The sequence below is a fragment of the Kitasatospora sp. NPDC017646 genome (genome assembly GCF_044329365.1).
GTDB lineage: Bacteria > Actinomycetota > Actinomycetes > Streptomycetales > Streptomycetaceae > Kitasatospora.
In genome coordinates, this window is sequence record NZ_JBIRJC010000031.1 from 35,100 (window position 1) to 50,057 (window position 14,958).

General features: G+C 68.9%; 6 protein-coding genes. 1 reads left to right on the forward strand and 5 read right to left on the reverse strand.

Annotated elements, in window-relative coordinates:
* Positions 1–75: 75 nt before the first annotated feature.
* The 5 genes from ACH4J0_RS32465 to ACH4J0_RS32485 form a co-directional block, all read right to left on the reverse strand.
* On the reverse strand, positions 76–702 hold the full coding sequence (locus tag ACH4J0_RS32465) for a DUF4276 family protein (protein ID WP_396244497.1): 627 nt from the start codon (positions 700–702) through the stop codon (positions 76–78).
* Positions 699–2,120, reverse strand: a complete 1,422-nt coding sequence (locus ACH4J0_RS32470; RefSeq protein ID WP_396244498.1) for an AAA family ATPase — start codon at positions 2,118–2,120, stop codon at positions 699–701. The genes ACH4J0_RS32465 and ACH4J0_RS32470 overlap by 4 nt, the downstream gene beginning before the upstream one ends.
* On the reverse strand, positions 2,120–7,237 hold the full coding sequence (locus ACH4J0_RS32475) for a class I SAM-dependent DNA methyltransferase (protein WP_396244500.1): 5,118 nt from the start codon (positions 7,235–7,237) through the stop codon (positions 2,120–2,122). The genes ACH4J0_RS32470 and ACH4J0_RS32475 overlap by 1 nt, the downstream gene beginning before the upstream one ends.
* An 18-nt stretch (positions 7,238–7,255) precedes the next feature.
* Positions 7,256–10,105, reverse strand: a complete 2,850-nt coding sequence (locus tag ACH4J0_RS32480) for a DEAD/DEAH box helicase (RefSeq protein WP_396244502.1) — start codon at positions 10,103–10,105, stop codon at positions 7,256–7,258.
* A 109-nt stretch (positions 10,106–10,214) separates the two neighbouring features.
* On the reverse strand, positions 10,215–11,450 hold the full coding sequence (locus tag ACH4J0_RS32485; RefSeq protein ID WP_396244503.1) for a serine/threonine-protein kinase: 1,236 nt from the start codon (positions 11,448–11,450) through the stop codon (positions 10,215–10,217).
* Positions 11,451–11,773: 323 nt separating this feature from the next.
* On the opposite strand from ACH4J0_RS32485, the gene ACH4J0_RS32490 reads away from it, so the two are divergent.
* A complete protein-coding gene (locus ACH4J0_RS32490) occupies positions 11,774–14,857 on the forward strand; it encodes an AAA domain-containing protein (protein WP_396244505.1) in 3,084 nt (1,027 codons plus the stop codon).
* Positions 14,858–14,958 lie beyond the last annotated feature (101 nt).

Sequence of the window (14,958 nt, forward strand, 5' to 3'; positions counted from 1 at the left end):
CCGTCCCGGGCTCCCACCCGGGACGGCCCCTCTCAGCTACGCGTCGCTAGGGCGGCATTGGACGAGTCGGCGACCTCAGACCCTCCTGATGGCTGCTGTCAGGTCTTCTGTGAACGCCTGCCAGGACGGGAGCTGGGACACGGGACCGTGAGGATCAAGCCGTTCCAGGAGCTTGTGACGATGCTGGGGAAAGCGCTTCTGGAAGGTCTCCAGACGGCGGCCGGAGTATCCGCTCGCGGTGGCGAGCGTGTCCTTGAGCAGCTTCTTCGGGTCGGCGACCTTTTCGACCGAGTGCGCCTTCGGGAGTGCCAGCTTCGTCTTTCCGTTCGGGTTTTCGGCGACCTGGCGAATTCCGGCCTCATCGAGGAGTAACCAGGCCTCCAGCATCCGGACGGGTACAACCGCGATGTGGGGATGTCCGGGCCACTCGCGTGCGACCGCATCCGCGATCTCGTTCCTGCGCTTCTGCGGGTGGTCCCGGTCGGCGTCCCGATGGACGACGAGTAGGTCGTAGTCATCACCGAACTTGCGGACGGTCCGCAGCTTCTCGATCACCGAGTGGGCTCCTGTGAAGCCCAGCCGGCCGAAGTCGGGTGAAGTGACCGAGACCTGCGTTCCTGACATGGAGGCGATCGATTCGACGTGGGGGACGAGGCCGTTATCGCTGGTTCCCTCGCCGGTAAACAGCATGCGGATGGTCACGCCACCGCCCCGCCGAGAGTCGTCTGCGCGCCTGGAGGGGTCGTGAGGTAAGGGAGGATGTCCGCCTTGGTCACGTAGTCGCGGCGCCCCTCCATGGTGCGCCAGGTGCTGTTCAGCGGCCTCAGTCTGAGGGCACGGGCGGTTGTGCCGTCCTCCAGGCGGTGGACCGCGGTTTCCGCGAAGAGCAGATCCTCGGGGCGCACGAGCTGGACGACGCCGGGAGAGTGAGTGTTGATGAGCACCTGCCGGAACGGATTGTCGGGACCTGGCGCGATGGTCGGATCGACGGCGAGATCCTGGACCAGATCGACCATGGGAACGAGATTGGCGGGATGGATGCCGTTCTCAGGCTCTTCCATGCACACCATGCCTCGCACACTCGGATCCTCCAGGAGCACGCACAGGGCGAGGAAGCGCAGTGTGCCCTCGGAGAGGCTGCGCGCCGGCAGTGCCACCCCGTCGGATTCCCGTACATTCACGGTCAGCAGCTGGCGTACCTCATCCTGGTACACCGCCAGCTCACGGATCTGGACGCCCGTCAGGTCGGACAGGCGGCCGGCGACGCGGGCGTAAACCCGTTCGGGATCCTCACTGGCGACCGTATGCGCGACCCGGAACAGGGCAGCGGGCAGGTGGGAGCCGTCCACACCCATGACCTGAGGGTCGATGAAACGGTCCGCGCTCCGTAGAGCCGATGGTTCCAAGGCCAGGCGTCGCCAGGACTGCATCTCGCGGCGGGCAGCCAGGATCGTCGGGTCATCGCTGGACGTGATGGTGGACACCACGGTCGCGGGGGCTCGTGAGGCGGCTGCCGGCTTGGGCTGGCCCCGGCTTCCGCCATCCTGGTGGATCTTGACGATGGGATCGCCTGACACGACGTCCAGGTCGGTCGAGATGAAGGGCGCCCCACTGCGGTGCCCGGTGATGACTGCGTTGCGGAACAGACCGGCGCTGTGCGGAAAGCGCAGGTGCTGCTTGGCTGCGCCCTTGGTGATGTGGCGAAGGTCCTCGCGGAGAAGAGTCAGCCGGCCGAAGCGGTCCAGGCCGGACGGCTCCTGGTACCCGATCTCCAACTCGTACCGGAGGAAGGATGTCGTGGGTTTGGTCGCCCGCCCGAAGTCGTCCTCGAACTCAAGGGGCACGATCATTTCGGCGGCGAACCGCATCCGCAGGTTCGGTGCGGAAAAGCCCTTCCAGAAGAGGTCCCGGGGATCCCCGTGGCGCTCGCCGTGAACACCGCGAACGTCCTGAGCAGCCTCCATCATCGACTTGTCCGCCAGCAGGGAGAGGAACTGGATCGCATCGAAGACGTTCGACTTGCCGGTGCCGTTCTCACCCGCGATGCAGGTGAACGGCCCGAAATCGATTGCCAAATCCAGCAGGTTCTTGAACCCGTGGACTTCGAGTCGGGTGAGCATCAGACGTCCGCCTCCAGTGAGCTGGTTGCATCGTCGATCAGCGTAGGCGCTGCTGCGGGCGACGGCGGGGACCATCGGCCAGCAGCGATCTCTGCTTCCAGGCGCGCCTGGAAGTGCGCGTGGGCGGCGCGCATCTCGGTCTCGCGGTCGGCCTTGTAGAAGGGCGCGGTGTAGCCCTCGGGCGGCGGGACGGTCGCCGGACTGGCCAGGTGATCAAGGAGAGCCGGGTAGGTCTCCTTGGTTTGGCCGTGCCCGTATGCGTTGAAGCTGCGGGCGAGCTTGCGTCCGTTCGCGTCGAAGTACATCTCCGCCTCGTAATCGGCCATGATCGGGTAGCGAGTCCTGTAGATCGCGACCAGCTGATCTGCGGTGATGCCGAGCCAGACAGAGACGAGTGCATCCAGCTCGACGAGGGCAGCGCGGCGCTCGTATTCGGTTCGGAGTGGGGTGTCGTACTGCCACTTGGAGGTGAGTTGCTCGGCGAGGGGCTTGAGGTTCTGCCATGCCTCGTACGCCCAATTTTCCGATGCCGACCAGGAAGGACTGAACAACTCTTCCCAGAGGGGTGAGTAAGCGTCCGTCAGAGCGTTAAGTCGAAGAGATCGGACTAGGAGTGAGCTAGCCAACGGGTGGTCGGGTACAGGGGTTGGCATTTGAAGAGCTTCAGCTACTTGGAGGTGTGAACGTCCGGTGATCCGAAGGAGATAGTCCAAGGGGAGTGCAGCCCAGAAACCCGCGCTCAGGCTGGTCAGAAGATTGTCGCCCAGAGCGAGGGAATGTACGGTGTGTACATGTGCGGGGCCCGGCGGGATAAGTGCAGCAAATAGGCTTCGCTCAGTGTCAAATGGGACCATCGCGCGCCACGCCAAGCGGAAGTATTCCGTGTAGGGGCGGCCCGCCCAACGGTCTTGCGCTGCTTCATATGTCCCTGTGTCGCACGCGCGAACATAGTTTGTGCGGGGAATCCCACTGCCGGAGATCGCCGTAAGGTCGAACGGGGACCAGTCCCGATTGCTCCTGCAGGGGTTGTCGGGTTGCTTGTTGAACGGCGTCGATCCTGTGAAGTGAGGCCCTTGGAGAATTAGTTCCTGAAGCTCGGATGGCTGGCTGGTGGACCAGCGAATGTAGCCGTCTCGTTTGGCGCTGGCCTCGTGGTACCCGCTGGAAATTTTGGGGCTGAGCATGCCGAGTCGGTCGACAAAGGCAGCCAATGCATCGATGGCTCCTTGTTCGGTTTTCAGTACGGGGTAGAGGAGGGGTGTTCTGTCGATGGGCCCCACGTCGCCGGACAGCCGCCGCCAGCTGGTGAGTCGGTCCTCGTTGACGGGAATAACACGGTCACGGTGAGGGCGAGTATCCCAGTGCCCCCGATGTTTCACTCCGGGAGCGGGCCCGCGCCCATCGTGAGTAAGAGACCCTGTAAGGGTGTCAGCGCTGTAGAGCTGGCTGAGGTGAACAAAACTGATTGGGCCCGGAGGGCCGTAGATGTGAAGTCCGAAATCCTGAGACCGGTTCAAGTCCTCAAATGCCCAGTTCGAGGCGTTGACGAAGCTGGCATGTGCTCTCAGGTGGCGATATGCGGCGGACCGCAGAAACGCCTCCCTGGTGCCCCCGAGATGCGAGTCCGGGTGGATGAGTCCTGTTGCGGAGCGGTTCGACTGATTCTTCCAGACCTGGATCATGAAGGCTCGATAGAGATCCGGCTGGGTCCCCACAAGCGCGGGATAGGTTGACGTCCCTCCGAGCGTCGAAACGGTGCCGACATTTGATGAGAGCTCGCTCAGGAAATACTCGCAGTTCGCTGACCGGTTCTCGGTCAGCGCGCCTTCTTTCCGTAGGCGCCACTCCGCCGTGCTCGGCTTGTCGGCAAGCATGAACCACGGCTCAAGCTCCGCCAGAACCACATCCTCCTGCCACCTTGGTCGTACCCACGGCGGATTACCTACCTGGATGTCGTAGCCGCCCCGGGCAAAGACCTGGGCGAACTCCAGTTCCCAGTGGAAGAAGCCCTGTGCTTTCGCCACGTCGCGGGCGACTGACATCCAGGGGAAGCGCGGCAACAGGTCCTGGAAACGCGTCATGCCCATGTACTCGGGGAGGCCGTCCTCATACTTGGACAGGTCCTTCAGACCCTCGAAGTGGCTCACCAGAGTGTTGGTGTCGACATCCTTGACGCCGACCATGGCCTCAGCGAATGCCAGCCAGTCATTGAGGGAGGCCAGCGCGACGGTCGAGTGCCGGTCACTGTGGATGGCCTCCTTTCGGCGGCCCAGACGGAGCCGATCGACAGCCTGGCGAGTCAACTCACCTGACTCCCCGAGGCCGCCGAAGAGGTCCTCAGCCTGCCAGGTCATCAGAACATCCGAGGGCGACTGTTCCGCCGGTGCAGAGGCAGCCTCAAGCTCCGAGGCGGATGAGTCAAAGTCGTCCCTGGAACTCAGCACCGCCGCCTCTTGTACGGGCCAGAACCACAGCGCGCACCAGGTGTCCATCAGCGTCTTGAGACGCCAGTAGGGCGTGTCGACCGCATGCAGGTCGGCCAGTACGTCCTCCCGCTTGACGGCCTCCTTCGGCCGCCGAAGCCACCCGTCCTCCGCGCCCCACACGTCGATGCTGCGCGAGATGTCTCGCTCGGAGATTTCCAGGCGCCGCGCCACCAGCCCCCACAGGTATTCGACCCGGCGGGCCAACGCCTGCAAGCGCTCGGACTGCTTGGCGGTCGGTCTCCGCGTGATCGCCTTCCGCCACGCGCCCAGCGCCTTCGCATCCTCGGGCGCCAGCGCCTTGGCCTCCTTCTCGGCCGCGACCGCGCCCCACTCCTTCGCCGGCAACAGGAAGTGGTGGACCGAACCCTCCGGCAGCGGAACCCCGTTCACCGCGTCCGCCAGCGGGAAGCGCTCGGGCGTCGTCCCGAGCCACGCGCCCTTCTTGAGCTTCGCCGCCGGGTACACCTCCCGTCGGCCGCCGATGAGCGAGTTCCCCCGCCGCAGGTGCAGGCCGAACCAGGGCGCCTCCATGCCCGGGTGCATGGTGTTCAGCCACAGGGACACCTCGGCCAGCTCGACCGCCGTCTCGTTGAGGTCGACACCGTACGAGTTGTGCAGGGCGATGTACGCCTTCACCTTCTGCAGTTCGACCGGGTACTTCTCCGTGTCGATGGCGACGCCCAGCTCGTCCTGCCGCCGCCGCAGGTACTCGGCCGCCACCTGGTTGATCGCCTCGTTGAGGAACGCGCCCGACCCCAGGGCCGGCTCGCAGATCTTCCAGTCCAGCAGCTCACGGGCTTCCGTGGTCGTCCCGTCCTGGTCCAGGCGGTGCTGGAGGGTGAGTTGCACGGTGACCTTGGTCAGCGACTCGGGCGTGTAGTACGACGCCGAGGTCTGCCGGTCGCGGCCCGACAGCCGGTAGACGAACTCGCCCGGGGCGTACTTGGCCGGTACCTCCTCGCCGGTGTTCTCGTCGCGCGTCCGGACGAAGACGTTGTCCGGGTACTCGTCGACCTTCGACCTCGGGATCAGCCACGACCCGTCCTTCGGGTCGCCGCCCTTCGCGACCTCGTACAGCTCCTTGTCCGACACGAAGCCGCTGTACGACATCAGCCCCTCGTACACCGCGCCGAGCTGGTTGATGCCCAGCTGCGCATACGAGATGAAGCCGCCGCGCTCGCCCTTCCGGCCCTTGGTGAGCATCAGCAGGCGCAGCACCTTGTACAGGGTCGCGTTGCGCAGACGCGTGTCGAGGTAGCGCTCCTCGCCCGTCTCGTCGGCGTCGAAGCGCGGGTCGGGCACCGAAGACGCGCCGATCAGCTTGATGGACTCGGGCTCGAACAGCTTGGAGTGCAGCGGCTCGAACCGCAGCCCCACGTCCTCCGAGGCCTTCTCCTCCACGACCCCGTGCGTCCGACGCGGCCGGTAGCCGCCCTGGACCTTCTTGAACAGCAGGTCCAGCGACTCGTACAGGTAGAACCCGCGCCGCGACTTCTCGTCCACCAGGTCCCGCTCGGCGACGAGTTCGCCCAGCCGCCCCAGCCCGTACCCCTGCTGGTACTCGGGATAGTCGGCCGGCAGGATGCCCAGCTCCGGCCGGGCCTCCGCGTACAGAAGGAACAGGATCCGGTACAGATACCGCAACGACTCCCGCGTCAGCTGCTTCCCCAGCTCCGGGAGTTCCATGACGTCCTCGGGCCGCACGCCCTCGTTCTCGCGGATGCGGTCCAGCACCTCGTTGGCGATCAGCTCGACGCTCAGCCGCAGCCCGTCGCGCAGGTCGCTGGAGACGCCCACCGCGTGCTTGGTGGACTTGCCGACGAGTTCCGCGAGCGGGTTCTCGCCGCCCGTCTCCGGCGTGCGCAGCGAGTCCGCGCCGAACAGCGCGGCCACCGTGTCGAGTTCGCCGCCGGTCTTGGTGTCGTTGCGCTCCAGCGCGCCGTCCAGGGACACCGCGAGGTAGCGGCCCTCGCCCCAGGTCATCCGGTCGGCGAGGACGACCACGCCGCCCACCAGCAGCAGCACGTACCGGGGCGCGTCGTCGCACGCGAACAGGAACGAGGCGAGCTTCGACCCGGTGGCGACGGTGTGCTGCCCGTCGAGCACCAGCGGTTGGAGCAGGCGCCCCGGGCCGTCCGGGTCCAGGGCCGCGTCCGGCTCGGCGGCCCAACCGCAGTCGAGTGCGATGAGGCCCTTCTCGCTGTGCGCGACCTGCACCTCGTACGCCTGGTCGGCCCGCTCCACGGTGATGGTGCCGGGCTTGGCGTCGTAGCCGAGGGCCAGCAGCACCTGCGCGTTGAGCGCGCGCACCCGCTCGCGCCAGGCCGGCGAGCCGTAGGTGGCGGTGTCGTCGTCCGCCACGGTCCGATCGTCATCCGCCGCCTCCGGCAGGGCGAAGCCGGCCCGCGAGCGGAAGTAGGGGCGGCGCAGCGCGCGCAGGCCGGCTCGCGGGGTGACCGGCATGGCGTCCGGGTCCTGCTCCGCGTCATCGGAGGCGGCTGCGGCCTTCGCCGCCTCCTCGCGTTCCTTCCACGCGGCCAGCAGGCCGGACTTGAGGTCCTTGGGCAGCACCTCGGCCAGGTAGTGGGCGGAGAAGTAGTCGCCGCGGTTCACCAGGGAGTCGTACGTCATAACTGCTTCTCTCAGGGGTCAGACGGCCTGGGGCGGCGTGGGGGCGAGCACGGCGAGGACGCGGAGCAGCGGGCGGCCGGTGGTGAGCAGCGAGTCGGCGATGCCGGCGAGCCGCTGCTTGGTGCGTTCGCCCGCGAGGGTCGGCTGCTCCCAGGCGCCGAGGCGGAGCCGGTAGTTCTCGATCGGTTCGCGCAGCGGCTCGTCCCAGGCCTCCCGGCGGTGTTCCAGGAACGCCTCCGCCCGTTCCAGTGCGGCGGGGATACCGTCCTGCAGCCGGTCGACGGGCCAGTGCTTCAGCGGGTTGGCCATGGTGGGGCCGACGCCGGAGCGGCGCAGTATCGAGACCATGTCGTCGTCGACGGTGCCGTCCCGCGTGACCGCCATCCACTTGACCACCGTCGGCCGGCCGAGGGCATTGGAGTAGACGCCCTGGATCAGGTACGTGGGCTCGGCGACGTCCGCCGTGAGGACCAGGGCCTCCTGCCGGCCGAGGCGCACGAGCACCTTGTCGGTGAGCCACTCCACCACCGGGTGGAGGTCGGTGAGCAGCGAGATCTCCGGCCAACTGGAGGCGGAGGACTCGCGGGCCCGCTGGAGCGAGTGCTCGGCGAGGCGCCGGTTGAGGGTGACCAACAGCCTTTCCCGCAGCCGCTGCTCGCGGACGTAGTCGAGGGGCAGCGCCTTCAGCCGGTGGACGAGGTCGGCCGGCGGGCGGAAGGAGATCAGGCCGGACGTCTCGTCGCGGTCCATCTCCAGCGTGCTCTGGGCGTCCGGATAGACCTCGCGCAGGGCCTCGTCCAGGAACTCCCGGGTGGAGGCGAACAGGCGGGGTACGTCGGCGCGCGGCACGGAGGTGTCCTCGCTGGTGGGTTCCTCGCCGACGGTGCCGAAGAAGTCGGCGAGGAAGTCGTCCATGCCGTCGGCCCCGTGGGCATCGTCGGCCTGTGAGCGGTGCGCCTCCAGGGACTCCTCCACCGTGCGGCCGCGCAGCAGGTCCTGGATGAGCGACTTCTCCTCGGCCTCCGCGCGGTAGAGACCGGTGACCGCCTCCGCCGTGCCGAGCTTCTGGTGGGCCTCGCGCTCGCGGTCGAGCAGGCGCTCGGCGACGAGCGTGTCGTCCTTGGCGCCCTCGACCTCGCTGGTGAGGATCAGCGCCCGGAACTCGGGGGAGCGGGCCTGGCCGTAGCGGTCGATGCGGCCGTTGCGCTGCTCGATGCGGATCAGCGACCAGGGCACGTCGTAGTGCACCAGCTGGCTGCACTGGCGGTGGAGGTTGACGCCTTCGGAGGCGACGTCGCCGGTGAGCAGGACGCGCACGGGGGTGTCGGCGAGGCCGAAGTCCTCGACGCACTGCATCTGCTGTTCGTCGCTGAGGCCGCCGTGCATGAGGCGGACGGCACCGTTCGCCGCCCGGCCCTTGAAGCCGAGCGCGGCGGGCAGGACGGAGTGCAGCCATTCCAGGGTCTGCACGCGCTCGGAGAAGACGACGACGCGGGTGTCGGAGCCCGGCCCCACGCCGATCGCCCGCAGCTCGGCGACGAGCGCGTTGAACTTCGCCGAGTCCGTGTCGGACATCGCGCCCGCGAGGTCGCGCAGCCGGAGCAGGGCCTCCCGCTCCGCCGCCACCGCGGACTGGATCTCCTTCTTCTCAAGGGTCTTGATCCGCGTCTCGACCGTCGCTCTGAGAGCTGCGGGCGAGGACAGGAAGGACTTGAGCAGGGTGTAGGGGAAGAGCGGTACGTCGCTGACCGACTTCCGGCCGTCGGAGGGCAGCCAGACCTCGGCCAGCTCCTCGAAGATCTTCTCCTCGGCCGGCGTGGCCGCGCAGCGGACCGATCGGGAGGGGCCGCGGTCCGCCCACTGCCCCTTCATCTGCTCGCGCACCTCCTGGCTGATCTTGGTGCGGCGGATGAAGAGATGCGCGATGTCCTCGGCCCGGTAGTTCTCCGGGTCGCGGATGGCCGCCGGGTCGAGCAGGCCGATGAGTTCGGCGAAGGACTTCGCGTCGCCGTTGTGCGGGGTGGCGGAGGCGAGGATCAGGGCGTCCGTGCGCGGAGCCAGGATCTGGGCGAGCTGGTTGCGCAGCGAGCCGCGGTTGATCAGGTTGTGCGACTCGTCGATGACGACCGCGTCCCAGCTGATCCGTTCCAGGTGGTGCTTGTACTGGTCGGTGTTCTTCAGGGTGTCGATCGAGACGATCACGCGCTTGAAGTAGGTGAAGGGGTTGCGGCCCGCCGGGATCTCGCGCTGGATGCGTTCGATGCCCACCGAGTCCAGCCGGATCAGCGGGATCGCGAAGCGGGTCCACAGCTCGTGCTGGAACTGCTCCAGCACGTGCTGCGGGGTGACGACCAGGATGCGGTCCCCCCGGCCACGCCGGATCAGCTCGGCGAGGGTGAGCCCGATCTCCAGGGTCTTGCCGAGGCCCACCACGTCGGCGATCAGCATGCGGGGCCGCAGGTTGCGCCCGGACAGCGCGAGTTGGGCCGGGCGCTGCTGGTAGGGGAGGGGGTCCAGCAGGAAGGAGTCGGCGAGCGCGAGACCGCGCTCGGACTGCGGCAGGGCGGTCCGTCGCAGCACGGCCTCCAGGAAGAGGCGGGAGCGGCGGAAGTTGGGCGAGTCGTCGGCGATGAGCCTCGTCTGCCGGGGGTCGACCAGCTCGATCTCGTCAAGGGCGGTGAAGAAGACCGCCTCCTGGTCGCGGACGAAGTCGGAGACACCGACCACCTCCACCCGGGCACCGTCGTGCTCGGTGAGCGAGCTGTTCCGTACGAGCCACACCTCGTCCCGAACGAAGACCTGCGCGCCCGCCGGGTACGGGTCCTCCGCGGTCCCGGTCGGTTCGGCGCTGCTCAGCTCGGGGGTCACCCGCTGCCTCCTGTGTACATCGTGTTGAGCGGTGGTCGCGGCCGTCCTCCCGGGACAGCGCACCAGGTGAAGAGCTTACGGCGAGCGCGGGGAGAGGACGGGGCCGAGCTCAGAACGGGGCCCCGGCCGCGTAGACCTCGCGCAGCTGTTGGGCCGTGCGACGGGCCTGCACGGACCGCCGGGGCGCGCGAGCCGCCGATGCCGATGCCGGGGCGGGCGTCGGTGCCTTCGCCAGGGGCGGCCCGCCCAGGAAGATCGTGCCCTGGCGCGCGTCGGCGGGCGCGGCTGCCAGTGCGGGGGCGTCCTTGAGCGTCGGCGTGTAGCCGGGGCTGTCCTCCGGTGCGGGTGCCGGCGGCGGGACGGCGGACGGTGTGGGGGCTGGAACCGTGGTCGCCTCGGCGAGGGCGGCGGACGGGGACGGCACGGCCGGGGACGTCGCCCGGGGTCCGGGAGCCGGCTGTGCGGTGGTCAGCGTCGTCAGGCGTCGGCGGGCCTGGGCCACCGTGATCCCCTGGGCCTCGATGACGGCGCGGAACGACTTGACCACGGACGGCAGGGACGGCCGGTCCTTGGCCTCGTGGGCCAGCATCGAGGCCAGGACCGGTGACAGCTCGGTCGGGACCCCGGTCAGGTCGGGGGCGGTGTCCGGGTCGGTGACCATGTGGAACAGGGCATGGACGTTGGCCGCCCGGTACGGGTACCGGCCGGTCACCGAGAAGAGGAGGACGGCGCCCAGTGCGTACGTGTCGACTGCCTCGGTGAGCGGCTTGATGCCGTTGGCCTGCTCCGGTGCCATGCACATGGGTGTGCCGACGACCGTGTTCGGCGCGGTGAGTGAGGATCCGGACTCGGCGAACACCGCGAGCCCGAAGTCGATGATCTTGGGGCCGTTGGGCCCCAGAAGGACGTTCGCCGGCTTGAGGTCCCGGTGCAGGAGTCCCTGCTTGTGCACCAGGGCGAGGGCCTCGGCAAGAGTGGCACCCAGCGACGCCACCAGGACGGCGGGGAGCGGGCCGTACGCGTCCACGTGTTTGCGGAGGTCGGCACCTTCCACGTACTCCGTGGCCAGCCACGGCGGTTCTGCTTCGGGGTCCGCGTCGAGGAAGGCCGCGACCCGGTTTCCCCAGACGGTCTTGAGGACCTCGATCTCCTGGGCGAAACGCAGCCTGGTCTCCGAGTCGACCAGGGACGGCTTGATCACCTTGACCGCGGCCTGTTCTCCGCCCGGGGATTCGCCGAGGTACACCTGGCCCATGCCTCCCTGGCCGATCCGGGCGAGGAGTTCGAAACCACCGATCTCGGGCGGGTCCTCGGGGCTCAGGGGACTAGTCGCGTGCACGCCCATCCTCGTCATGGTGCTGGTCGGAGACATACTGTGGCCACCGTAGTGGACCTCGTCCGGTCAAGCGGGTGGATCGGGAGACGTGGTCCCGTCGTCGGCGGGTGGGCTCCGCGCCGAGCTGCCGGGAGCCGGACCGGCCTTGAGACCGTCGAGCCGGTGGTGGGGTTGCAACCGGCAGTGGCCGTCGCCGTCACGCGGCCACTCCTCCCGCCGGACGGGCCGCGGGCGGTCGCCGGAGGTCGCTTGACGGAATCCGCCCCCGGTGTCGGTCGCACTCCGTACAGTGGTCGGAACACTGTGCACGCACAACGGGGGAACGCACACTCATGACGCAGGTCGAGCAGCCCCACCCGGTTCCCGAGCTCCTCGCCGCCGTGCGGGCGGAGATCCGGGCCGAACGGCGCGACGAGGCCAAGGAAGCGGAGAAGGCGTCGCTGTCCGGCGGGCAGCAGGTCTCCGCGGCGGAGGGGCGGTACGAGTACCTCTTCGGCTGTCGCCGGTGGCCGGCGTCCTTCGACGGCAGTCCCGTCCTGGTGCGCCCCTCCCAGGCGCGCGGCGCCTGGATTCCCGGCGAGGCGTCCCCGATGCCGGACGGGAAGGTCAGGCTCGTGCTGACCGAGGGCTTGCCCGCGGGGGCGCGCAACGTGCAGGTGCGGAAGGACGATTCGGCGGGCTTGCTGGTACTCGCCGAACGCCTGGAAGCCGCAGGTTCGGACGACGCTGGCATCCGGGTCGAGAGCGCCGGGTGGATGGTCGGACAGGGGGCACCGGCGGTGGGCCGGGTGGCGGACCCCGAGCGGTGGGTGGCCGACTGGCACGGGCTGAAGCTCAACCCGCGCCAACGGACCGCCGTCGCCCAGGCGTTGGCGAGCGAGGCGCTGTTCCTCTGGGGGCCGCCCGGGACGGGAAAGACCGACGTCGTCGGCCACATCGTGGAGGGCAACGTCCGTCAGGGGCACAACGTCCTGTTCCTGGCCCCGACCAAGGTCGCCGTCGACCAGGCGCTGGAGCGGATCTGTGACCTCCTGAAGGCCGAGACGGGCTTCGCCGAGGGCCTCGTCCAGCGAGCCGGGGAGCTCGAACTGCCGTCGTTGCGCGAGCGGTACGGAGACTTCGTCGACCCCGCCCGGATCGCGGGCCGGGTCTCGGCGCAGCTGGAGGAGGCGGTACGGGAGGCGCGGGAGGCCCTGCAACGGGCTCGGGCCGGCGTCGCCGTGTATGACGAAGCCCGGGAGCTGGAGCAGCGCCTCGCCGAGGACCGGAAGGCCCACCGGAGCGCAGTCGACTCGGCCGGAACGGTGGAACGGGACGCTCTGCGGGCGGAGGCGGAGGTGGCCCGGCTGCGGCTGGCCATCAGCGAGGTGGGCGAACCGAAGGGCTTCCTCGCCGGGCGGCGGGAGAAGCAACTCGCGGCACTGCGGGAGGACCTCACCCGGGCCACCGAGGCCGCCTTCACCGCTCAGTACGTCGGAGCGGCCGCCCGGAAGCAGGCGGAGGAACTGGCTGCCCGGATCAGTGCGACGAGTGGAAGCCTCGCGGGCCTCCGCTCCCGGTTCGTCGGCCTTCCCGCGTACGCGACGCTCGTTCACGAGGCCGGCACCTTGCAGGAGCGCATCCAGGAGCTCGACCGGCAGCTCTCCCGCATCAAGCAGACCGTGCGGTCCCGGTGCCGGGTCATGGGGGCCACGGTGGCCAAGGCGGTCCAGGCGCGCAAGCTGCTCGACCGGGTGGACGTCGTGGTGGTCGACGAGGCGGGCATGGTGGATCTGCCCTCGGCCTGGCTGGCAGCCGGCCTTGCGGGCAAGCGGATCGTCGTGGCGGGCGACTTCCGGCAGTTGCCCGCGGTCACCAAGGGAGACGGCGACCGGAAGGCCACGGAGGACGAGCGCGCACATGCGCGGCACTGGGCCGCCCGTGACGCCTTCCATGCGGCCGGTCTGGTGAACGAGCACGGTTCCGTGCGGCCGGACCCGCGCCTGGTGGCGCTGGACACCCAGTACCGCATGCGCGAGCCGATCTGCCGACTCGTCAACGCCGTCGCATACCCCGACGCGCCGCTCGCCACCGGCCGCGGCGATGGCAGTCGGGTCCCGGCCAATCCGCTGATCGATGCCCCCGTGATCCTCGTCGACACCTCCAAGCAGCGCATCCCCGGCCCTGACTACCGGGCCAACACCGTGAACGAGGCCGTCGTCCACGAGCTGATCCGCGGCCTCCAGTACGAGGGGGTGCTCCCCGGCCGCAAGTGGGGGAGCGCCGAGATCGGGCCGGGGTCGCGGGCAACCGACCGGCTTGCGGTCATCGCGCCCTATCGCGCGCAGGTCAAGGCGCTGAAGGGAAGCCTGAAGTACCGGTTCGGGGAGGACTACGAGGGGCTGGTCGACACCATTCACCGGTTCCAGGGCAGCCAGCGCCCGATCGTCGTCTTCGACACCGCCGTGGGTGCCGGAAAGGATCCGGGTATCTTCTACGCCGGAACCGGTCTCTCCTCCCAGACCTGCCGTCTGCTGAACGTCGCGCTCAGCAGGGCCCAGGACCACCTCGTCGTCGTCGCCGACGTCGAGCACCTGCGCAAGCACCTCGGCCCGCACAGCGAGGCGCGGGCCATGCTCGATCACCTGGAGTGCCATGCCCAGGTGATCTCGGCCGACCAGCTGATCCCGACGCGGGACGCGGCTCAGCTCTCGGTCCTGTCCGAGGAGGAACTGGCGCGGCCGGCCTTCTTCCCCGCCGACGAGGTGCAGAAGGCGGTGGAGTGGGACATCGCGCGGGCCCGGACCAGCATCGAGGTCTACTGCGCTTTCCTCGATCCGACGCCGGTGCGCCGCTGGTCGGCGCTGCTGGGCGCCCGCGTGGCCGACGGGGTGCGGGTCGTCGTCCACACGCGATCACCCGAGGAACAGCGGGAGGCGACCGGAGCGGCCCGCCACCAGAAGCAGATCGACGTCCTCAGGGCAGTCGGCTGCCAGGTGGACTTCCGTGAGCGGATGCACGAGAAGGTCCTCATCCTCGACCGCGCCGTGCTCTGGCACGGCTCCCTCAACCTGCTCGCGGGCAGCGGACCGACCGATCTGATGATGCGCTTCACAGACCCCGCGTCCTGCGAACGCGTCAGCCGGGTCATGGACCGGGCCCGCAAGGAGCGGGCCGCGTGGAACCCGCGGGCGGCCGGGGATGCTGCCGGCAGCGCGAGGCCTGCTGCGTCGCTGCCCGCTGCGACCGGCACGACCGGGGCGGCGAGCATCCGCCCCGGGGACATCATCGACGGGCGGCTCTACCTCAACGTCCCGTACGGCGAGAAGGACGAGGCCAAGGCACTCCTCAAGGCCCGCTGGGACAAGCCGAACGGGCTGTGGTACGTCGATGCCGCGAGGGTGACCCGGGAGCAGGCCGTTCGCTGGCTGTCCTGAGGGCGGGGAGCCTGCCTCTGACCGTGCTCCTGTCGGCCGGGGAGGCTTCTTGTCCTGCGGCAAAGAAAACTGACAGTATCTCAGCTCGGATGCTCCTCGCG

What these genes read in the sequence shown, in the direction of transcription:
- ACH4J0_RS32470 (WP_396244498.1), bottom strand. Translation starts at nt 2,120, where the DNA reads ATGCTCACCCGACTCGAAGTCCACGGGTTCAAGAACCTGCTGGATTTG.
- ACH4J0_RS32485 (WP_396244503.1), bottom strand. Translation starts at nt 11,450, where the DNA reads ATGGGCGTGCACGCGACTAGTCCCCTGAGCCCCGAGGACCCGCCCGAG.
- ACH4J0_RS32490 (WP_396244505.1), top strand. Translation starts at nt 11,774, where the DNA reads ATGACGCAGGTCGAGCAGCCCCACCCGGTTCCCGAGCTCCTCGCCGCC.
- ACH4J0_RS32475 (WP_396244500.1), bottom strand. Translation starts at nt 7,237, where the DNA reads ATGACGTACGACTCCCTGGTGAACCGCGGCGACTACTTCTCCGCCCAC.